This window comes from Halopseudomonas pertucinogena (assembly GCF_014646575.1).
GTDB lineage: Bacteria > Pseudomonadota > Gammaproteobacteria > Pseudomonadales > Pseudomonadaceae > Halopseudomonas > Halopseudomonas pertucinogena.
The window spans coordinates 732984-753782 of sequence record NZ_BMNN01000001.1; the positions used below are offsets into that span (position 1 = coordinate 732984).

Below are 20799 nucleotides of genomic sequence, written 5' to 3' on the forward strand. Positions count from 1 at the left end.
ACGTCAGCGTCAGAACGTCTGGCCCAGATTCATGTAGATGGCGCTCTCGCCTTCCTCGTTGGCGCCGATACCCAGGAACAGCGGGCCGAGGAAGGTATCCATCCCCAGCAGCAGGCTTCCCGCACCGATGTAGCCGGTGTCCAGGCCGTTGTGGCCCCGGTTGTACACGCGACCGTATTCCAGGGTGCCGCCCAGGTACATGGGGATGGTCAGCGGCATGCTGCTGGGGTTCAGGCGCCGGTAGTAGATCGCCCGGGCCAGATTGTAGTTCTGCCCCGCCAGGCCATTTTCGCGAAAGCCCGAGAACTCGCCCATCCCGCCGAGAATGAAGCTGCTCTGCGCCACGTCCACGTCATCATTCGTACGGCCGAGGAAACCGCCCAGCTGCAGGCTGTGCGGCCCCCGGGCGAAGGCTCGGCTGGCGCGCACCTCCAGCTGCTGGTAGCGTTCGTCAGCCCCGAGGTCCGGCTCCGACTGGCGCCAGATGATGCGCGCCGCATCCCCCGAGCGGGGGAAGTTGACGTTGTCCAGGGTGTCCCGGTCAATCTGCAGCGTATAGAACGCCTCGTTGAATTTCAGGGTCGGCTGCTCCGGGTCGCCCACGCGGATCTCCGACTCGCCGTCGTAGCGTGACAGGCCGAAGCGCACCTCGCCGTTATTGGCGATCTGCCGCCCGAAATTGATGCCGGCGCCGTAGCGCTGCTGGCGGTAGTCGGCGACCGGGTCGTTGTCCATGATCACCTCGACGTTGCGCGCCTCGGCATCCACGAAGGGGGCGACGAAGTAGCGGGAGCCGTAATCCAGTGGCTGGTAGAACTCGCTGTAGAACTGCTGATGCTCGCCCAGCTGCAGCCGGGTGAGCCACTCGGCGCCCAGCGGATTGACGCCATTGACGCGGAAACTGGCGCCGATGGTGAACTGGCTGCCCCCTTCGAAGTCGTCCACCAGATTGAGACCCAGACGCAGGAAGTCGGTCCCGGTCTGCCGCCCGTGGGTGCGGATCAGCAGGGTATTCTGCTCGCCCTCATGGAGGATCTCGTAATTCACCTGGCTGAAGTAGTCGGTGCCATAGATGGTGCCCATGTCCTTGGCCAGATGGTCGGTATTCAGCGGCTCGCCCGCCTCCTGGCGCACCATGCTGCGCACCACGGCATCGGCCACCTTGCCGCTGTTGACCACGCGGATCTCGTGGATGATCGGCTGGCGTTGGGGGCGCTGGCGCGCAAGGTTGCCCCCGGACCGGCCGGCAGTTTCCGGCTGGGCATAAGCACTGAGCAGGGGCGACTCGGCAATGCTCTGTTCACCGGCGGCAATCGCCTGCGGGGCCTCGGCGAAGCTGCTGAAGGCGATGGCGCCCAGCTCGGGTTGCAGCAGCATGTCCGCCTCGGTCAGGGTCGCCAGCTGCTCCTGGGTGTTGTGCCGGGTCAGCAGGGTGGTGGTCTGGTCCATCACGTCGAGGATGCTGTGCATGTCGCTGGCCGGCTTCAGCGGGGTGGCGATGTCCACCACTATCACCCGGTCAACGCCCATTTCCCGGGCGACATCGACCGGCAGGTTCTTCGACAGCACGCCGTCTACCAGCATGCGGCCGTCGAGACTGACCGGCGCAAAGAAGCCGGGCAGCGCGATACTGGCCCGGATGGCCTGGGGCAGATGCCCGTGATCGAATACCACCGCCTCGCCGGTGGCGATGTCGGTGGCGACAGCGCGGAAGGGGATCGGCAGACGGTCGAAGTCGTCGATGTCGTTGGTGTGCACCAGCAGGCTTTCAAGGGCCAGCCCGAGGTTCTGCCCCTGCAGCAGGCCGAGCGGGAAGCTCAGCTTGCCATTCTTGAACGACAGGCGCTGCTTGACCAGGAAATCCCGGTCGTCCTGCTTGCGCCGGAACGGCACGTCCTCACGTTGGGGCGCATCGCTCAGGGTGGCGGGCCAGTCCATTTCCAGGGCGATGCGCTCCAGCTCATCGGCGCTGTAGCCGGCGGCATAGAGACCACCGATCACCGCACCCATGCTGGTGCCGGCAATGGCGTGGATCTGGATATCCATTTTCTCGATCTGCTTCAGCACGCCGATGTGGGCCAGTCCGCGGGCACCGCCGCCGGACAGCACCAGCCCGGTGCGGAGTTCGGTCGAGGGCATGGGCTGTGCCGCGCCCAGCAGGGGCAAGAGGATGAGCAACAGGAAAAGCGCAGGTCTGAACATGGTAAGGCCTGATGTCTGGCAGTGGTGCGGAATGGACGCGGCATAGTATACGGACTTGGGTTCCATTCTGGCGAACACCCCGTCGCGCTGTTCCCCTGCAGACCGTCACCCGACTGTCACACAGGTGTCATGCGGCATTCACCCATGGGCTCTAGGGTGGACGCATGGATGGCAAGGGGGTGTCTCATGACCCAGGTGGAAGAGTTTGCTGCATCGGGCAGGCAGAGGGTTCGCAGCATCTGGATTTCCGATGTGCATCTGGGCACGCGGGATTGTCAGGCTGAAAAGCTCGATGGATTTCTCGGGGAGTTCGACTGCGATCATCTGTATCTGGTTGGCGACATCATAGATGGCTGGCGGCTGCGCAAGAGCATGTACTGGCCACAGTCCCACACGAATGTGGTCCGCCGCATCCTGAGCATGGCCAGGCACGGTACCCGGGTGGTCTATGTGACCGGCAATCATGACGAGTTCCTGCGCCGCTATGGCGCACTCAACATCGGCAATCTGCTGCTGGTGGACGAGGCCGAGCATCGCACCGCCGACGGTCGCCGCTTACTGGTAACCCATGGTGACCAGTTCGACGTGATCACTCGCTACCACCGCTGGCTCGCCTTCCTCGGCGACCACGCCTATGAGTTCAGCCTGCGCTTGAACCGCTGGCTGAACTACTGGCGCAGCCGCTGCGGCTATGGCTACTGGTCGCTGTCGGGATTCCTCAAGTACAAGGTGAAGAAGGCGGTTAACTTCATCAGCGATTTCGAGGATGCGCTGGCCCATGAGTGCCGCAAACGTGACTTTCAGGGTGTCATCTGCGGCCACATCCACCACGCCGAGATCCGTGAAGTGAAGGGCGTCACCTATCACAATTGCGGAGACTGGGTTGAGTCCTGTACTGCGCTGATCGAGAACTGGGACGGCAGCATCATCCAGTACCGCTGGACGGAGTCTGACTCGGCGCAGCAGCCTGAAGCGGATGGGCTGGAAGAGAAGCTGCCCGAGGCGGTATGAGCAGCGGACCGCTCGCGCCTACATGATCACCTTGTCACGCAGCTTGCGCGCCGCCAGCTCCAGGGCCCGGACGATCTCCTCCTGGTCGTAATTGCGGATGCCGTTGGTGTCCAGATACATGGAGAAGCCGGGCAGCTCATGCTCGACAAAGGTCGGCGCGGCGCCCAGATCCCGGCGCAGCCCCACCACCTGGTAGATCTGCATCGGCCGGCTGAAACCCTTGACGTTGAGCTGGCCCTTGTCACGGCACATGACCAGGTCCTTGGTCAGCGACCAGGTCTCATGGGATATCAGGATCTCGCCGGCCTCGGCGGCGCTCTCCAGCCGGCTGGCCAGGTTCACCTCACGGCCGATGATGGTGTAATCCATGCGCATGTCGGCGCCGAAGTTGCCCACGGTGCAGTATCCGGTACTCAGGCCCATGCGGATTTCCAGCGGCCGGGTGATGCCCTGGCTGCGCCATTGCTGACGCAGCACCTTCATGTGCTTGCGCATGGCTATCGCCATGGACACGGCTGCCTCGGCATCCTGCTTGGCGCCCCGGCTCACCGGATCACCGAAGAACACCATCACGCTGTCGCCGATGAACTTGTCGATGGTGCTGCCATATTCAAGGGCGATCCGTGACATCTCGTTGAGGTAGTTGTTGAGCAGATCGGTCAGCGCCTCGGCTTCCATCTCCTCTGCCAGCTCGGTAAAGCCGCGGATGTCCGAGAAGAACACGGTCAGCTTCTTGCGCCGGGTTTCCAGGGTGACCCGCTGGTTGCCGGAGAATATCGACTGCCAGACCTGGGGTGACAGGTATTTCGACAGGCTGTTGGCCAGCTGCTCGGCCTTTTCCTGCTCGGCGCTGACCAGATGCTGGGCGTGCTCCAGACGGCGGCCCTGACGGTAGATGAAGCTGGCCATCACCACGGTGAACAGTCCGCCGCCGGCGAGGGTGCAGAGGGTGAGCAGCGGGCTGGTGATCAGGTTCGGCACCGGCGCCAGTATCGCTGCCGAGATAACAGTCCCGGTGAGGCCCAGCAGCAGCGCCACGAAGAGATACAGCGGTCCGCCGATGACCATGCTGGTGAAACTGATCAGCAGCAGGAAGATCATGCTGGGGACCATGCTGAAATTGGTCAGGGTGATGAACACGCCGGTATGCAGTGCATCCAGTGCCAGCAGGATCAGGTTGAGATTGCTCCGGCCGCGCTTCTGCCGCCAGCGGGTCAGCAGGCGAAGCACGTGGGGGTAGAGCAGGGCGTAGAGAACCACGCCGCCGATAAGGGGGGTCAGCCCCCGCTCATGGGCAATGGTGGCAAATACCAGCGCGACGCAGAGATAGGCCATGACCCTGGAGTAGTACCCCTCCAGTGGTGGTCGTACCGGTTGCAAGCGTGTTTCCAGATTCATGATCAGTCGTTCCCTGGCCTGATGTTCCGGAGCTGATCAGGGCGTACTGTGATCGATCCGGATGACGTTCGATCATAGTACGCATGCAGTGCCATGCAAAGCCGCTCAGAAACGGATGCGGCCGGTAAGGGCATCCCGCAACATGACCCAGTCCCCGAGGAAGCTGTACAGGGGGTACCTGAACGTGGCGGGACGGTTCTTCTCGAAGAAGAAATGGCCTGCCCAGGCGAAGCCGTACCCGGCCAGCGGCAGGGCCAGCAGCAGCCAGCCGTTCATGGTGATGATGGCCAGGGCGAGCAGCAGCAAAACCAGCAGGCTGCCGCAGTAATGCAGGCGGCGGCTGACGTCATTGCTGTGTTCGCTCAGATAGAAGGGGTAGAACTCGGCGAAGGATCTGAATTCCCGCTCGCTGGTCCGGCTCTGGTTGTCCTGTCTGCTGTTGGTGTCCACCTGACTGCTCCTTGTTGTTGTCCGTGGCCCGGCCCCGCAGCGACCGGCGGGTTTTGATATGATCCGGGCTCATGTTTTGTGGAGTTTTGCCAATAATGGACGCATTGAGTGCATTGCACAACCGGATTTCCATGCCGCGTCTGACCGGTCCTGCGCCGACTGCCGAGCAGCAGGAAGCCATCTTCAGGGCGGCATTGCGGGCGCCTGACCATGCCTGGTTGCGGCCCTGGCGCTTTCTTGTTGTGGAGGGCGAGGGACTCGAAAGGATGGGCGAGCTGTTCCAGGCTGCCGCGCTGGAACGCACGGGTGATCCGGCGGCCCCGGAAGTCGCCAGAGCAGCGAAACTGCCGCTGCGCGCGCCCATGATCATCATCGCCATCAGCAGCCCCCGCGCGCACCCCAAGGTGCCGGAAGCCGAGCAGGACATGTCCTGCGCGGTGGCGGTGGGCAACATGTTGCTGGCCGCTCATGCCCAGGGCCTGGGCGCGGTATGGCGCACCGGTGAGCCGGCCCGGGACCCGGTCATCAGCCGGGGGTTGGGGCTGGCTCCCGGCGAGAAGATCATTGCCTTTCTGTATCTGGGTCAGTCGCTGGGAGAGGGCAAGGCCGTTCCGGCACTGGATCCCCGCGATTTCTTCCGGCGCTGGCCGGAGAACTGAGGCGGCCACGGCAGGCGGATGCAGGCACACAGACCGCCCGCCTGCCCCGGACTGAATTCGAGCGTACCGCCATGGCGGACCAGCGCCCGGCGTGCTATCGCCAGACCCAGCCCGTGACCGCTGTCCGCCGGTTGGCCGGGGACCCGCGCGAAGGGGTCGCCCAGGCGCGAAAGCCACTCCTTCGGCACGCCGGGCCCCTGGTCAGTGACGGTCACGATACATTCCTGGCCCTGGCATGACAGGCCGACAATGATCAGCCCGCCCGGCGGAGTGAAGCGCAGGGCGTTGCGCAACAGGTTGTCCATCGCGCCCGCCAGCTGGTCGGGCCAGCCATGCAGCCGGCAGCCGCTGGTTCCCTCGATGCGCAACTGCTGACCATTGGCAATGAAACGGGCATCTTCCACGGTTTCGGCTACCAGTCGGTCGAGGTCGATAGGCTCGGGAGGGATATTTCGCGCATCCAGCCGACTGAGGGTAAGGATGTCTCCGATCAGACTGTCGAGCCGGCTGCATTCGCGATCCAGGCGCTCCCACAGCGGATCATCGGGACGGAGCCCCTGCTTGCTGCCCAGCGCCAGGCCCACCCGCAGGCGTGCCAGCGGTGAACGCAGCTCGTGGGAAATGTCACGCATCAGCTGGGTCTGGCTGTTGAGCAGGCTCTGCACCCGGTCGGCCATGCTCTGGAAGCGTCTGGACAGCTGACCTATCTCGTCCCGGCGGCGTGCCGTCCCGGCCAGCCCTCGCGCGTCGAAGCGGCCGCGGGCGAGCTCCTCGGCAGCCAGGCCCAGTTTCTGCAGCGGCGCGGTGAGATAACGGCTGAGCAGCAGGCTGAGCAGCGCGAGCAGCAGCATGGCCATGGTTACATTCGTGATGAGTGCGAAGGGGGTGCGCTGCCAGCGGAACAGTTCGGTGCGGGGAATGTGCAGCAGCAGCTGATAGGATTCGGTCGGCGAATCCCAGCCAAGCTGGAACAGGCGCCCGTGACGGGGGCGCTGTTCGTCGCTGCGGTCGGTATTCGTTAACCGTTGGGGCAGGGTAGGCAGGGTGCCACGCAGCAATCGCTGGCCCTGGCTGTCGAACAGTTCGGCGCGCAGCCGGTGCTGCTGATGCTGCTGCTCGAGCCATGTCTGTGCCGCGTCGGCACCCTGCTGCTCGTAGACACCCACCAGCTGCTGGCTGAAATCGCGCAACTGCGGATGGAACTGCAGCAGCAGCCAGTTCTGCTGCAATGCGCGGCTGATCAGGAAGCCCGAGCCACCCACCAGCAGGGTGGCAAGCCAGAGAACCGCAAATACCTTCCAGAACAGCCGCATTGGCCAGTCGCCCCGTTATTCGTCGGCAGCGTTATCGCCGCGTTTGTGGCCCCGGTGCTCGCGCATGTGCCGTTTCATGCCTTCCCGGCGCTGCTCGCGCAGCTCCTGCCACTTGCCGCGCTGCTCCTCGGTGAGGATGGCCTCCACTTTCTTCTCGCGTTCCTCGTGCAGCGCCTTCATTTTCTCGAACTGCTCCCGGTGCACCTCACGCAGCTGCTCCTGCTGCTGGTCGGTCAGTTGCAGCTCGCTGGCCATGCGCTGCATGTGGCGGTCATACATCTGCCCCTTGTCGGCGGGCGCGGCGAGGGCGGCAGCACTGGCAGCCGTGGCGAGGGTGAACAGACCGGCAATCAGAACATGTTTCATGGCAAATCTCCCATAGCTGGACCGGTGAATCCGGCCATTGCTGAAGAGTCTAGGGGCTGGTGTGTCAGCCTGGGCCGCGGGAAGGTAAAGACTCTGTAAATCAGCCGTACAGATAGCCGCGGCCGCGGATCGACTGAATACGGCTGCGACCGTCGGGGTGCGAGCCGAGTTTGCGTCGCAGGTTGCTGATGTGCATGTCGAGGCTGCGGTCGTAGGGGCCGAGCGGCTTGCCCAGTGCCTCCTTCGACAGCGACTGACGGTCGATCAGTTGCCCCGGCTGTTCCAGCAGCATGCGCAGGATCAGTGCCTCGCTCTGGGTGAGAGGCAGCAGCTCGCCGCCTTGCCAGCACATCAGGCTGGCGGTATCCATCCGCAGGTCGCCGACCTCCAGGCTCTGGTCTTCGCTGGCGGACGTGCTGCGTCGCAGCAGGGCCCGCAGGCGAGCGACAAGTTCCCGCGGGTCGCAGGGCTTGGCCAGATAATCATCCGCGCCGAGTTCCAGCCCGAGGATGCGGTCCACCGGCTCGCCGCGTGCGCTGAGCATCAGCAGCGGCGTGTTGCAGCTCTGGCGGATGCCGCGCAACACCTCCAGACCGTTCATGCCCGGCAGCATCATGTCCAGCACGATCGCGTCATGGGCGCCGCTGCGCGCCGCGTCGAGTCCGGCGGGCCCGTCGTGGACGCTGGTCAGGCCGAAACCTTCGGCCTCCAGCCAGGAGCCCAGCAGATCGCACAGCTCCCGGTCGTCATCGATCATCAGTATCTGGTGTTTCAATTCAGCCACATGTTGCGTTTGCGCCGGCCGCCGAGCTGGGCCAGCAGCCACCCGGCCAGCAGGCTCAGGGCAACGGTCGAGCCGCCGACCATGAACCACTTGCGTTGCTCGTCCGCGCGCTGGGTGTCATTGAGCTCTTCCTGGGCCGCCAGCCGGTCGCGCAGGATGATGTTCTGCGCCCGCAGCTGTTCCAGCTGATCGCTGTTGCCGTCGCGGGCAAGCTCATCAGCCAGTCGCTGACGTTCGGCTTCGACCCGGGCCAGCTCCGCCTGCAGCGTCCCCAGGTCCTGGGCAGCCTGTTGTTCGTCTGATACCTGTGCTTCCTCGCCAGCGGGCCCGGCAGGTTGCGCCTGCACCGACAGGGGCAGGGCGAACGCCGCCAGCAACAGAAGCAAGGGGGTACGTTTCGACATTCGATTCTCCTCTGGTGCACACCCGGTCAGGCTGGCAGTACGCGTTTGAAGGGTTTGACTGCCACCTGCTGGTAGACGCCGGCGGCGACATAGGGATCCGCCTCTGCCCAGTGGCGGGCTTCCTCCAGCGACTCGAACTCGGCCACCACCAGGCTTCCGGTAAATCCGGCCTCACCGGGGTCGTTGGTGTCGATGGCCGGATGCGGTCCGGCGAGCAGCAGCCTGCCGGCATCCTGTAGGGCGGTGAGGCGGTCCAGGTGAGCCGGGCGGGCCGCCAGGCGCGCTTCTAGCGTTCCCGGGGCATCGGTGGCCATGATGGCGTAGAACATGCGTTTCCCTCTGCTGGGTGTGGTGTCAGAACCGTACGTTATGCGATTCGGTTAGGCGTTGTCAGTGCCCAGGCGGCATAATAGCGAAATTCTTCCTGTTGAATGGAGTGTGGTGTGCTGGCGGACCTGCATATGCACAGTACTGCATCGGACGGTGTTCTGGCCCCCGCGGAGCTGATGAGCCGCGCGGCGGCCAGTGGCGTCGAGCTGGTGTCGCTGACCGACCATGACTGTGTGGCCGGGCTGGCGGAGGCGCGCATGGCGGCCGCCGCGCTGGGCATGGGCTGGATAGACGGCGTGGAGCTGTCGGCTCAGTGGCAGGGGCACACCGTGCACGTGCTGGGCTACGGCTTTGAGCCGGACTCGCCGGAACTGCTCGCCTCGCTCGCGGCGGTGCAGGATGGCCGCTGGCAGCGGGCCGAGCAGATTGCCACGCGACTGGCAGCCAAACGCATGCCCGGCGCGCTGGAGGGGGCGCTGGAAGCACAGCGGGTGGCCGGCGCTGACCCGGACAGTCCGCCGGCTCGTCCCCACTTCGCCGACTGGATGGTTGAGGCCGGTCATGTGCGTGATCGTGCCGAGGCGTTCCGCAAGTGGCTGGGGGCGGGCAAGCTGGGTGACATAAAGCAGCACTGGCCGGAGCTGGCGGACGCGGTCGCGCAGCTGCGCAGCGCCGGTGGTGTGGCGGTGATCGCCCATCCGTGGCATTACGGCTTCACCCGGTCGCGCCTGCGGCGCCTGTTGCGTGATTTTGCCGAGGCTGGCGGGCGCGGCATCGAGGTGTCCAATGGCAAGCAACCGCCGGAGCAGGTGGCCGTGCTGGCGCGGCTGGGTGAGGAGTTCGGCTTCCTGGCCAGCTGCGGCAGCGACTTCCATCATCCCGGCGCACCCTGGATGGCGCTGGGCGCGATGACCCCGCTGCCGGCGCGCTGTACTCCGCTGTGGACCGATGAGCGATTTGCCGATGCAGTTGTGATGCACCGTCAATAGACCCTACACTCCCCGGAAAACCGATCAGAGAACACTGCCGTGAGCCAATATCTACAGATCCACCCGGACAACCCGCAGGCGCGGTTGATCAGCCAGGCGGTGGATATCATCCGCGAGGGCGGGGTGATCGCCTATCCGACCGATTCGGCCTATGCGCTGGGCTGCCACCTGGGTGACAAGAACGCCCTGGAGCGCATCCGCCGTCTGCGGCAGCTGGATGACAAGCACAATTTCACCCTGGTATGTCGGGATCTGTCCGAGCTGGGCGTCTACGCCAAGGTGGACAATGCCACCTTCCGCGCGCTGAAGAACAACACCCCGGGTCCCTATACGTTCATCCTGCACGCCACCACCGAGGTGCCGCGCCGCCTGCTGCATCCGAAGCGGCGCACCATAGGGCTGCGCATACCCGGACACCGTATCACCCAGGCGCTGCTCGAGGCCCTCGGCGAGCCGCTGATGAGTGTGACTCTCATGCTCCCGGGGGAAGATCTGCCGCTGACCGACCCCGAGGACATTCGCGATCGACTGGAGAACCAGGTCGATCTGATCATTGACGGTGGCGCCTGCGCCATCGAACCGACCACTGTGGTCGCGCTGCTCAATGGAGACACGGAAGTGCGGCGCATCGGCCTGGGCGATCCCGAACCCTTTGGTGTCAGTCGCGACTGATACCAACCTAATGACGCTCTCCAACATGATCACTTTGACACAATCAGGAGTATCCCTTGAGTTCTGTTGAATCCCGGCACCGGGTAGTGTCCGGCATGCGTCCGACCGGACGTCTGCATCTTGGCCATTATCACGGCGTACTGAAGAATTGGGTGAAGCTGCAGCATGAATATGAATGTTTCTTCTTTGCCGCCGACTGGCATGCGCTGACCACCCTCTACGAGAATCCGCAGGATATCGAACAGAACGTCTGGGACATGATGATCGACTGGCTGGCTGCTGGGGTCAGTGGTACCTCGGCGACCATGTTCATCCAGTCCCAGGTGCCGGAGCATGCCGAACTCAACCTGCTGCTGGGCATGTCCACCCCGCTGAGCTGGCTGGAGCGGGTGCCCACCTACAAGGACCAGCAGGAAAAGCTGCGCGAGCTGGACCTGGCGACCTATGGCTTCCTCGGCTACCCGCTGCTGATGAGTGCCGATATCCTCATCTACCGCGCCGGTCTGGTGCCGGTGGGTGCCGACCAGCTGTCCCACGTCGAGATCACCCGGGAGCTGGCGCGCCGCTTCAATCATCTGTATGGCAAGGAGCCCGGCTTCGAGGAGCGGGCCCGTGCGGCCATCCAGAAGATGGGCAAGAAGGCCGCCAGGCTGTACAGCAATCTGCGTGCCGCCTATCAGGAGCAGGGCGATGCCGAGGCGCTGGAAACCGCCCGCGCGCTGCTGCAGGAGCAGCAGAACATCACGTTGGGTGACAAGGAACGGCTGTTCGGCTACCTGGAAGGCGGCGGCAAGGTCATCCTGCCCGAGCCCCAGGCGCTGCTGACCCCGGCCTCGAAGATGCCGGGCCTGGACGGGCAGAAGATGTCCAAGTCCTACGGCAATACCATCACCCTGCGCGATACCACTGACGAGGTGAACGAGAAGATCCGCCGCATGCCCACCGATCCGGCAAGGGTGCGACGTACCGATCCGGGCGATCCGGACAAGTGTCCGGTGTACCAGTTGCATCTGGTGTACACCGACCAGGCCACCCATGACTGGGTCAACCAGGGCTGCCGCAGCGCAGGCATCGGCTGTCTCGACTGCAAGAAGCCGGTAATCGATGCCATCTGCACCGAGCTGGAGCCGATTCAGCAGCGCGCCGTGGAATACGAAGGCAACCCGGACGCCGTCCGCATGATCCTCAGCGAGGGCGCCGAGCGGGCCCGGGACGCCGCCCGCGACACCCTCGGCGAAGTACGCCAGGCCATGGGCCTGAGCTACCGTCGCAGCTGATGAGCGCCCGGGAGCCGGAACAGTTGACCGACGTCGCCACGGCGGCGCAGGCGCCTGTCCAGGCTCCACTGCAGCACGAACTGCCGTTGGCCGTGGTCAACGGCCAGCCGCTGACCGAGCTGCCCCAGGACCTGTACATTCCTCCGCAGGCGCTGGAGGTGTTTCTCGATGCCTTCGAAGGCCCGCTGGACCTGCTGCTGTACCTGATCCGGCGGCAGAATCTGGACATTCTCGACATTCCGGTGGCCGAGATCACCCGTCAGTACATGGGCTACGTCGAATTGATGAAGGCCGTGCGACTGGAGCTGGCCGCCGAATATCTGGTGATGGCCGCCATGCTGGCGGAGATCAAGTCGCGCATGCTGCTGCCTCGTCAGGAACAGCAAGGCGAGGAGGAAGAGGACCCGCGCGCCGAGCTGATCCGGCGGCTGCAGGAGTACGAGCGCTTCCGTCAGGCGGCGGAGGATCTTGACGAACTGCCGCGGGTCGGGCGGGATATCGCCCTGGCCAGTGCCGCGCCGCCCGATCTGGAAGCCCGCGTGGCGCATCCTCCGGTGAGCATGGAAGAGTTGCTGCTGTCGCTGGCGGAAGTGCTGCGCCGCGCCGACATGTTCGAGAGCCATCAGGTCAGCCGCGAGACGCTGTCCACGCGCGAACGCATGGCCCAGGTGCTCGACCGCCTCAAGGGTGGTCAGTTCGTGCCCTTCATAAGTCTCTATCAGCTGGAGGAGGGCAGGCTGGGAGTGGTGGTCACCTTCATGGCGGTGCTCGAGCTGATCAAGGAACAGCTGATCGATCTGGTGCAGACCGAGCCCTTTGCCCCCATTCACGTCAAGGTGAGAACGGATGACTCAACCAGCGCTTGAACGGATTCTGGAAGCCGCACTGCAGGCGGCCGGCCGCCCCCTGTCCCTGGAGCGCATGCGCGAACTGTTCGATGAGGACGCAGCGCCCTCGCTGGAGGAGCTGCGCCAGGCGCTCGCCCGGCTGGCCGAAGCCTGCCATGATCGCGCGGTGGAGCTGCGCGAGGTTGCCGGCGGCTGGCGGCTGCAGGTGCGCAACGACTATGCACCCTGGGTCGGCCGGTTGTGGGAGGAGCGGCCCCAGAGGTATTCGCGGGCGTTGCTCGAGACCCTGGCATTGATCGCCTATCGGCAACCAGTCACCCGGGGGGAGATCGAGGACGTCCGTGGGGTGGCGGTCAGCAGCCAGATCATCCGCACTCTGGTCGAACGCGAATGGGTGCGGGTTGTCGGCCACAAGGAGGTTCCGGGGCGGCCCGCGCTGTACGCCACTACCCGGCAGTTTCTCGATTATTTCAACCTGCGCAGTCTGGCCGAGCTGCCACCGCTGGCCGAGCTGCGCGAACCCAGTGACGTGCTGATGAATCCTGCGCTGGCGACGGAGGACGTTCAGGCGGAACCTGGCCCCGACAGACCGGAGTCACCGGCTGCCGAGGACGAGCCGGCGGGTACCGACTTCCATACCCTGCTGGAGGAGCTGAGCGCCATGGAGACGGGGCTGAAGATGGATTTCGACGATCTGCAGCCGCCATCGGACGACCTGTCATCGCCACCATCCGAGCCGGAGTAGAAGCCGCTGGTGGCATGGCGGGGTGGGTGCTATGCTGCGCTCCATCACGTTTTTCACTCACACCGGGAGGTGCCCAGCATGTCAGACAGAATACCCCTCAACCCCGAGCAGGACGACCAGCAGGCCGCGCCCGCAGCAGGGGAGAAACTCCAGAAAGTGCTCGCCCGCATGGGCCTGGGCTCCCGCCGCGAGGTGGAGGGCTGGATCAGCGCCGGCCGTGTCAGTGTCAACGGCGAGATCGCCCAGCTTGGCTGCCGGGTCGACAGCCTGGATCAGATCGTGCTCGACGGCCGTCCGTTGCGCCGTGACCTGAACACCGAGGTGGTGCGGCGTGTCCTCATCTACAACAAGCCCGAGGGTGAGGTCTGCACCCGCGATGATCCGGAAGGTCGCCCCACGGTATTCGATCAGCTACCGCGCCTGAAGCAGGGCCGCTGGATCAACGTTGGCCGACTGGATATCAATACCACCGGCCTGCTGCTGTTCACCACCGATGGCGAGCTGGCCAACCGGCTGATGCACCCCTCCTGGCAGATGGACCGCGAGTATGCGGTGCGGGTCATGGGCGAGGTCGACGAAGAGATGCTCGAGCGTCTGAAGGAAGGTGTGATGCTGGAAGACGGCCCGGCGCGCTTCACCGACATCGTCAGCTCCGGTGGCGAAGGCATCAACCGCTGGTTCCACGTCTGCCTGCTGGAAGGACGCAACCGCGAGGTGCGCCGCCTGTGGGAATCCCAGGGTGTGCGGGTCAATCGGCTCAAACGGGTGCGTTTCGGGCCGGTGTTCCTCGGACCGGAAGTGCCGGTCGGCCGCTGGCGCGAGATGAAGCAGAACGAACTGGATATCCTCAGTGAGGAGGTGGGCCTGAAGCCTGTCCGCCTGCCGGAAGCAACCGTGGCGGAGAAGGAAAAGCAGAAGCGTCAGGCCCGCAAGCCATCCATGCATCAGGCACGGGTAGTGCGGGAGAACCAGAGCGGCCGGGGCGGCAAGCCGGGTGCCAGGCCCAGAACCGGTGGGCGTACGCGCAAGTAATCGCGGGTAGATGAAGGGAGTCCCGGCTGGCCTGCGGCCAGCAATCGCCCCGAGGTCGGGGCTGCTGCAATCCGAGGATGCCGTCGTGTTGTGTTTCCGGGCATTCCGGGGTGGCGGCTGGAGCGCCGGGCTGTCTTTACTCACCCTCTCGCGTTCAACGCCTGACCGTTCACGCCTTTGCTGTCAGGTCCCAACAGGTAGAGAAACGCGGGCATGATTTCCGCCGGCTCCGGGTTCTTCTCCGGCTCTTCCGCCGGGTAGGCCGCCTTGCGCATCGCGGTGCGGGTGGCGCCCGGGTTGATGCTGTTGACGCGGATCTCGCTGGTGCCATCCTGTTCGTCCGCCAGTACCTGCATCAGGCCTTCCAGGGCGAACTTGCTGACCGCGTAGGGTCCCCAGTAGGCGCGGCCCTTGCGTCCGACGCTGGACGACACGAATACCACCGACGCATCCGGTGCCGCGCGCAGCAGTGGCATCATTGCCTTGGTCAGGGCGAACGGCGCGTTGACGTTCACCTGCATCAGCTGCTGCCAGTCTTCCGTCTTGACGTTATCCATCAGGGTGCGGGGGCCGAGCAGGGCGGCGTTGTGTACCAGCCCGTCGAGCTTGCCGAAGGTGTCGAACAGCTGGTCGGCCAGATCGTCATAGTCCTTGTCCACGGCGGCTTCCAGATTCAGCGGGCAGATCGCCGGTTGCGGATGGCCAGCGGCCTCGATCTCGTCATATACCGCCTCCAGCTTTGAAAGCGTGCGACCCAGCAGGACGACGGTGGCGCCATGGGCGGCGCAGCTCAGTGCGCAGGCGCGGCCGATGCCGTCGCCGGCACCGGTAACCAGAATGACGCGACCCTGCAGCAGGTCCGGTGTGGCGCGGTAGTCAAACATGGGAAAACTCCTGTTGTTGCAGCTGCTCAAGCCAGGGGCGCAGGGCAGCGGCATTCTCTACGGTGAAATCGGCATTCCATTGCGCCGGGTCGTCCCCTGGTGGCAGGTAGCCATAAAGTGCGGCCACGGTACGCATGCCGGCAGCGCGCCCGGCCTGGATGTCGCGCAGGTGGTCGCCGATGTAGACGCAGCGCTCCGGCCGGACAGCCATTTCCGCACAGGCCTTGAGCAGTGGCTCGGGATGCGGCTTGCCGCGGCTGACCTGATCCGGACAGACCAGGCTTGCACAGCGCTCGGCAAGGCCGGTGGCTTCCAGCAGCGGGATGCTGAAGCGGCTCATCTTGTTGGTCACCACGCCCCAGGGCAGACCTTCTCCGTCGAGCCAGTCAAGCAGCTCCGGAATGCCGGGGAAGGGGCGGGTATGCACCGCCAGCTGTTGCTGATAGCGTTCGAGAAACTCGTCGCGCAGCTCGGTGAAGCCGTCATGTTCCGGCGTCATTGAAAAGGCGGCACAGAGCATGCCGGCGGACCCGTCCGATACGGTGGAGCGGATCAGGTGCAGCGGGGCGTCTGCCAGGCCGCGCTGGCGGCGCATTTCGAGAATGATCGCCATGAAGTCATCGACCGTGTCCAGCAGGGTGCCGTCCAGATCGAACAGAACGCCGTCGAGCATGTCAGTCCCCGCGCTGGCAGTGGACCATGTAGTTGACGTCCACGTCAGGGGCCAGCTTGTAGTGGCGCAGCAGGGGGTTGTAGGTCAGCCCGATGATGTCCTGTGTGTCCAGGCCGGCCTGGCGGGACCATCTGCCCAGCTCGGCGGGGCGGATGAACTTGGCATATTCATGGGTGCCGCGGGGCAGCATGCGCAGCAGGTATTCGGCACCGACAATGGCGAAGGCGAAAGACTTCGGGTTGCGGTTGATGGTGGAGAAGAATACATGGCCGCCGGGTCTGACCAGCGTCGCGCAGGCGCGGATGACCGAGGCGGGGTCGGGCACGTGTTCCAGCATTTCCATGCAGGTCACCACATCGAAGCGACCGGGGTGCAGCTCGGCCATTTCCTCGGCGGTGCACTGCTGATAATCCACCTCGACGCCGGACTCCAGCTGGTGCAGGCGCGCCACCGCCAGCGGCGCCTCGCCCATGTCTATGCCGGTGACCCTGGCGCCGCGCTGGGCCATGGCTTCGGCAAGGATGCCGCCACCGCAGCCCACGTCGAGCACTTCCTTGCCGGCGAGGCTGGCCTTTTCGTCTATCCAGTTGGTGCGCAGCGGGTTGATTTCGTGCAGTGGTTTGAACTCGCTTTCGCGATCCCACCAGCGGCTGGCCATCGCCTCGAACTTGGCAACTTCCGCACGATCGACGTTGAGCGTCATCATTATCCCCTTGTTTAAATTCGCCGAGTGGGTGGTGGCGACCGGCCGGACCGGCCGCCGCGCCACGCTTGGCAGTCTAGCTGCGGATGCGCCTGTGCGCGTACCGGCGGGCTGCCGGGCCCTTATAGCGGCAGTATACCCTCTGGCCCGCGCTCTGGCAGCGACATTTCAGCACGGCTGCGCCCGCTGCGGGTATAATGCCGTTTTCTGTGGAGTCCCTCATGCAGCTGCAACCCCCTGTGCCCGCACAGCCGCCCGTGCCGGCGCTGGAATGGTGTGACGATCACCTGCGTATTCTCGATCAGCGATCCCTGCCCGGTGCGCTGGTATGGGTCGAATGTCACGACGCCGATGACGCCGCCGCGGCGATCGCCGATGGGGTCGTTCAGGGTGCGGTGTCAGCCGGTCTGGTGGCTGCCTATGGTATTGCCCTGGCGGCCAGGCGCATCGGCCGCTCGGCTGACTGGGCGGTGGATCTGCAGACCGATTTCGAGCGTCTGGCGCAGGCCTGTCCTGCCTCCTCCCACCTGCTGTGGGTGCTGGGGGTGCTCGATGATCGCCTGCAGCGCCTGCGGTATCAGGGGCAGGGGGTGCCCGACCAGCTGGCCCAGGTGGCGGTGAATCTCCATGCAAGTGATGAGGAGTCGCGCCGGGCGCTGGGCCGGCTGGGCGTGCAGGTCATCCGCCGGCACGACCGCCAGCCGCAGAAATTCCTGACCCTGGTCAGCCCGCATTCCGACAGCCACGCTGGTGCGCTGGATCTGGTCCGGGCGGCGCAGGGTGCCGGGCTGGTCGAGCAGCTCTACCTGTGTGCCGATGAGGCCTCGGACGCATGCCGGCTGGCGCTTTGGGAGCTGGATCGGGATGAGGTGGCGACAGCACTGCGTGGCGCCGCGGCGGCCGGCCAGTTGATGAGGTCCGACAACATCAGCTGGGTGGTGGCGGGTGCCCACCGCATCGCTGCCAATGGCGATCTCATCAGTGATATCGGCACCTACTCGCTGGCGATACTGGCCATGCATCATGGCCTGCGGTTCATGGTGGTGGCGCCCAGCGCGGCGTTCGACCTTGCGCTGGAAAGTGCCGATGAGCTCGACCCCGCCGATGGCCTGCTCAGTCCTGAGGGCCGGCTGGTGATGGACGTTACCCCAGCCGATCTGATCGATGTGATCGTCACCGAAAGGGGCGTGGTGGAGCGCCCGGATGAGAGCCGCATTGCCGAGCTGCTGAGCCCCAGACATCTGCACTGAGGGGAGCGCGCGGCGCTGTCTGCCGGAGTGTGACGGTGTCGGCGCGGTTGCGGTGAAACTCCCGTAGGGCAGTGCGTTGTGGTATCATTTGCGGCTTTGATCCGGACCCGACAGGGCCTCGTTCCGCGTTGTGTGCGCTTTGGCACCTCAGGGTGGCCAACAATAAAAGGAATGCCGTTTCATGGGTGAGCTGGCCAGAGAAATCCTTCCAGTCAATATCGAAGATGAGATGAAGCAGTCGTACCTCGATTACGCGATGAGCGTGATCGTCGGGCGGGCGCTTCCAGATGTGCGTGACGGTCTCAAGCCAGTGCACCGGCGTGTGCTGTTCGCCATGAGCGAACTGAGAAACGACTGGAATAAACCCTATCTGAAGTCGGCCCGTGTGGTCGGCGACGTGATCGGTAAATATCACCCTCACGGTGACTCGGCCGTATACGACACCATCGTGCGCATGGCGCAGCCGTTCTCCCTGCGCTACCTGCTGGTCGACGGTCAGGGCAACTTCGGCTCGGTGGACGGCGACAGTGCAGCGGCCATGCGGTATACCGAAATCCGCATGACCAGGTTGACCCACGAACTGCTGGCGGACCTGGACAAGGAAACCGTCGACTGGGTCGACAACTACGACGGCTCGCTGCAGATCCCGGAAGTGCTGCCCACCCGTGTGCCGAACCTGCTGGTCAACGGCTCCAGTGGTATCGCCGTGGGCATGGCGACCAATATTCCGCCGCACAACCTGACCGAGGTGATCAATGGCTGTCTGGCGGTCATCGCCAATCCGGATATCTCCATCGACGAGCTGATGGAACACATACCGGGCCCGGACTTCCCCACCGCCGGCATCATCAATGGCCGTGCGGGAATCGTCGAGGCCTACAAGACCGGCCGGGGTCGTATCTATGTCCGGGCCCGCTGCGAAATCGAGGATATCGACAAGGTCGGCGGCCGCCAGCAGATCATCATCAACGAGCTGCCCTACCAGGTTAACAAGGCCAAGCTGATCGAGCGTATTGCCGAGCTGGTCAAGGAAAAGAAGCTCGAGGGCATCAGCGAGTTGCGCGACGAGTCCGACAAGGACGGCATGCGTGTGGTCATCGAGTTGCGTCGTGGCGAGGTGGCCGAGGTCATCCTCAACAACCTGTACGCCCAGACCCAGATGCAGAACGTGTTCGGCATCAACGTGGTGGGCCTGCTCGACGGGCAGCCGCGCATTCTCAATCTGAAGGAGTTGCTTGACGCCTTCATCCGTCACCGCCGCGAGGTAGTGACCCGCCGGACCGTCTACGAACTGCGCAAAGCCCGCGAGCGTGGTCACATCCTCGAAGGGCAGGCGGTGGCACTGTCCAACATCGACCCGGTGATCGAGCTGATCAAGGCCTCGCCGTCCCCCGCCGAGGCCCGCGAGCGGCTGCTGGCGGCGGCCTGGGAGCCGGGCTCGGTCATGGAAATGGTCGAGCGCGCCGGTGCGGAGTCCTGCCGCCCGGACGAGCTGCCGGAGCAGTATGGTCTGCGTGACGGCAAGTACTATCTGTCACCGGAACAGGCCCAGGCCATTCTGGACCTGCGCCTGCACCGCCTGACCGGTCTGGAGCACGAGAAGCTGCTGACCGAATATCAGGAAATCCTCGAACAGATCGGCGAGTTGCTGCGCATCCTCAACAGCGAGGAGCGCCTGATGGAAGTGATCGTTGAGGAGCTGGAGGCGATCAAGGCCAACTACGGCGACGAGCGCCGCACCGAAATCCTTGCGTCGCGCCTGGATCTGAGCATCGGCGACCTGATCACCGAGGAAGACCGCGTGGTTACCATCTCCCACGGTGGTTATGCCAAGAGTCAGCCGCTGTCCGACTACAACGCCCAGCGCCGCGGCGGCCGCGGCAAGGCGGCGACCGGCGTGAAGGACGAGGACTACGTGTCCCACCTGCTGGTCGCCAACAGTCACACCACGCTGATGTTGTTCTCCAGCAAGGGCAAGGTGTACTGGCTCAAGACCTACGAGATTCCCGAGGCCTCGCGCACGGCCCGTGGCCGGCCGCTGGTCAACCTGCTGCCGCTGGATGAGGGTGAATACATCACCACCATGCTGCCGGTGCAGGAATACACCGAAGGCTGGTTCATCTTCATGGCCACTGCCAACGGCACCGTGAAGAAGACACCGCTGCCGCAGTTCAGCCGCCAGCGCAGCGTCGGCCTGATCGCGCTGGATCTGGACGAGGGTGATACCCTGATCAGCGCCGCGCTGACCGATGGCAACAAGCAGGTGATGCTGTTCTCCGATGGCGGCAAGGTAACCCGTTTCAATGAAAGCGACGTGCGCGCCATGGGTCGAACCGCCCGCGGCGTACGCGGCATGCGTCTGCCCGATGGCCAGCGGCTGGTGTCCATGCTGATTGCCGAGGAAGGTACCGAGATCCTGACGGCTTCGGAGAACGGCTACGGCAAGCGCACGCCGGTGGAGGACTTCCCGCAGTACCGGCGCGGCGGCCAGGGCGTGATCGCCATGGTGACCAACGAGCGTAACGGGCCGCTGGTCGGCGCTGTTCAGGTGGTCGATGGCGAGGAGATCATGCTGATCTCGGACCAGGGCACACTGGTGCGCACCCGGGTCTCGGAGGTATCCAGCCTGTCGCGCAACACCCAGGGCGTGACCCTGATCAAGCTGGCCAACGACGAGAAACTGGTCGGTCTGGAGCGAGTCCAGGAGCCCTCTGATGAGGAAGGTAATGAAGAGGAAATCGGCGTAAACGATGCCACCGATGCCTCTGTTGATGACAGCATCGAAAACCCGGACGTGGATGAGTGAGGT

General features: G+C 64.6%; 20 protein-coding genes and 1 pseudogene. 10 read left to right on the plus strand and 11 right to left on the minus strand.

The genetic code is table 11. From position 1 onward, the window contains the following. Positions 1 to 9: 9 nt before the first annotated feature. A complete protein-coding gene (locus IEW63_RS03465) occupies positions 10 to 2202 on the minus strand; it encodes a patatin-like phospholipase family protein (protein ID WP_188635174.1) in 2193 nt (730 codons plus the stop codon). A gap of 186 nt (positions 2203 to 2388) precedes the next feature. On the opposite strand from IEW63_RS03465, the gene IEW63_RS03470 reads away from it, so the two are divergent. Further along, positions 2389 to 3213, plus strand: coding sequence for a UDP-2,3-diacylglucosamine diphosphatase (locus IEW63_RS03470; RefSeq protein WP_188635175.1), 825 nt, complete (start codon positions 2389 to 2391; stop codon positions 3211 to 3213). A gap of 18 nt (positions 3214 to 3231) precedes the next feature. Here the strand turns inward: IEW63_RS03470 and IEW63_RS03475 are convergent, their stop codons facing one another. Together IEW63_RS03475 and IEW63_RS03480 are read right to left on the minus strand one after the other, a co-directional pair. Further along, entirely contained in the window at positions 3232 to 4611 is a 1380-nt protein-coding gene (locus IEW63_RS03475; RefSeq protein WP_188635176.1) for an adenylate/guanylate cyclase domain-containing protein, read from the minus strand. A 105-nt stretch (positions 4612 to 4716) separates the two neighbouring features. Then, a complete protein-coding gene (locus IEW63_RS03480) occupies positions 4717 to 5061 on the minus strand; it encodes an Mpo1-like protein (RefSeq protein ID WP_188635177.1) in 345 nt (114 codons plus the stop codon). Positions 5062 to 5156: 95 nt separating this feature from the next. On the opposite strand from IEW63_RS03480, the gene IEW63_RS03485 reads away from it, so the two are divergent. Next, positions 5157 to 5720 carry a nitroreductase family protein gene (locus IEW63_RS03485; RefSeq protein ID WP_188635178.1) on the plus strand — a complete coding sequence of 188 codons (564 nt, stop codon included), beginning with the start codon at positions 5157 to 5159 and terminating at the stop codon, positions 5718 to 5720. Here IEW63_RS03485 and IEW63_RS03490 read toward each other — a convergent pair. From IEW63_RS03490 to IEW63_RS03510, 5 genes are all read right to left on the minus strand, one after another. Further along, positions 5645 to 7033 (minus strand): HAMP domain-containing sensor histidine kinase, encoded by a 1389-nt coding sequence (locus tag IEW63_RS03490; RefSeq protein ID WP_188635179.1) that lies wholly within the window; start codon positions 7031 to 7033, stop codon positions 5645 to 5647. The genes IEW63_RS03485 and IEW63_RS03490 overlap by 76 nt on opposite strands. A 15-nt stretch (positions 7034 to 7048) precedes the next feature. Beyond that, on the minus strand, positions 7049 to 7399 hold the full coding sequence (locus IEW63_RS03495; RefSeq protein ID WP_188635180.1) for a DUF4890 domain-containing protein: 351 nt from the start codon (positions 7397 to 7399) through the stop codon (positions 7049 to 7051). Positions 7400 to 7499: 100 nt separating this feature from the next. Next, positions 7500 to 8156: a response regulator transcription factor gene (locus IEW63_RS03500; RefSeq protein WP_188635552.1), complete on the minus strand. Its 657-nt coding sequence runs from the start codon at positions 8154 to 8156 to the stop codon at positions 7500 to 7502. Positions 8157 to 8170: 14 nt separating this feature from the next. Continuing rightward, on the minus strand, positions 8171 to 8587 hold the full coding sequence (locus tag IEW63_RS03505; RefSeq protein WP_188635181.1) for an SH3 domain-containing protein: 417 nt from the start codon (positions 8585 to 8587) through the stop codon (positions 8171 to 8173). Between the two features lie 26 nt (positions 8588 to 8613). After that, a complete protein-coding gene (locus tag IEW63_RS03510) occupies positions 8614 to 8916 on the minus strand; it encodes a YciI family protein (protein WP_188635182.1) in 303 nt (100 codons plus the stop codon). Between the two features lie 114 nt (positions 8917 to 9030). Between IEW63_RS03510 and IEW63_RS03515 the strand changes: the two genes are divergently transcribed. From IEW63_RS03515 to rluB, 6 genes and pseudogenes are all read left to right on the plus strand, one after another. Continuing rightward, a complete protein-coding gene (locus IEW63_RS03515; RefSeq protein WP_188635183.1) occupies positions 9031 to 9906 on the plus strand; it encodes a PHP domain-containing protein in 876 nt (291 codons plus the stop codon). Positions 9907 to 9945: 39 nt separating this feature from the next. Beyond that, the gene (locus IEW63_RS03520; RefSeq protein ID WP_188635184.1) at positions 9946 to 10578 is read left to right on the plus strand and encodes an L-threonylcarbamoyladenylate synthase; all 633 of its coding nucleotides are present in this window, start codon (positions 9946 to 9948) and stop codon (positions 10576 to 10578) included. A gap of 56 nt (positions 10579 to 10634) precedes the next feature. Then, positions 10635 to 11855, plus strand: coding sequence for a tryptophan--tRNA ligase (locus IEW63_RS03525; protein WP_188635185.1), 1221 nt, complete (start codon positions 10635 to 10637; stop codon positions 11853 to 11855). Beyond that, positions 11855 to 12721 carry a segregation and condensation protein A gene (locus IEW63_RS03530; protein ID WP_236995768.1) on the plus strand — a complete coding sequence of 289 codons (867 nt, stop codon included), beginning with the start codon at positions 11855 to 11857 and terminating at the stop codon, positions 12719 to 12721. The genes IEW63_RS03525 and IEW63_RS03530 overlap by 1 nt, the downstream gene beginning before the upstream one ends. Then, a complete protein-coding gene (gene scpB / locus IEW63_RS03535; RefSeq protein WP_188635186.1) occupies positions 12702 to 13448 on the plus strand; it encodes an SMC-Scp complex subunit ScpB in 747 nt (248 codons plus the stop codon). Before IEW63_RS03530 ends, scpB begins: the two co-directional genes overlap by 20 nt. Before the next feature lie 78 nt (positions 13449 to 13526). Beyond that, positions 13527 to 14456, plus strand: a pseudogene (gene rluB / locus IEW63_RS03540) (23S rRNA pseudouridine(2605) synthase RluB); the annotation flags it as partial. Positions 14457 to 14620: 164 nt separating this feature from the next. On the opposite strand, the gene IEW63_RS03545 reads toward rluB, so the two are convergent. The 3 genes from IEW63_RS03545 to ubiG are packed head-to-tail and all read right to left on the minus strand — an operon-like array spanning position 14621 to position 16740. Then, complete coding sequence (locus tag IEW63_RS03545) at positions 14621 to 15364, minus strand: YciK family oxidoreductase (RefSeq protein ID WP_188635188.1); 744 nt, start codon at positions 15362 to 15364, stop codon at positions 14621 to 14623. After that, positions 15357 to 16037 (minus strand): HAD family hydrolase, encoded by a 681-nt coding sequence (locus IEW63_RS03550; RefSeq protein ID WP_188635189.1) that lies wholly within the window; start codon positions 16035 to 16037, stop codon positions 15357 to 15359. The genes IEW63_RS03545 and IEW63_RS03550 overlap by 8 nt, the downstream gene beginning before the upstream one ends. A gap of 1 nt (position 16038) precedes the next feature. Further along, a complete protein-coding gene (gene ubiG, locus IEW63_RS03555) occupies positions 16039 to 16740 on the minus strand; it encodes a bifunctional 2-polyprenyl-6-hydroxyphenol methylase/3-demethylubiquinol 3-O-methyltransferase UbiG (protein ID WP_229710303.1) in 702 nt (233 codons plus the stop codon). 221 nt (positions 16741 to 16961) lie between these two features. On the opposite strand from ubiG, the gene IEW63_RS03560 reads away from it, so the two are divergent. Both IEW63_RS03560 and gyrA read left to right on the plus strand, forming a co-directional pair. Further along, positions 16962 to 17990, plus strand: a complete 1029-nt coding sequence (locus IEW63_RS03560) for a translation initiation factor eIF-2B alpha/beta/delta subunit family protein (RefSeq protein ID WP_188635191.1) — start codon at positions 16962 to 16964, stop codon at positions 17988 to 17990. Positions 17991 to 18171: 181 nt separating this feature from the next. Next, on the plus strand, positions 18172 to 20796 hold the full coding sequence (gene gyrA, locus IEW63_RS03565) for a DNA gyrase subunit A (protein WP_188635192.1): 2625 nt from the start codon (positions 18172 to 18174) through the stop codon (positions 20794 to 20796). Positions 20797 to 20799 lie beyond the last annotated feature (3 nt).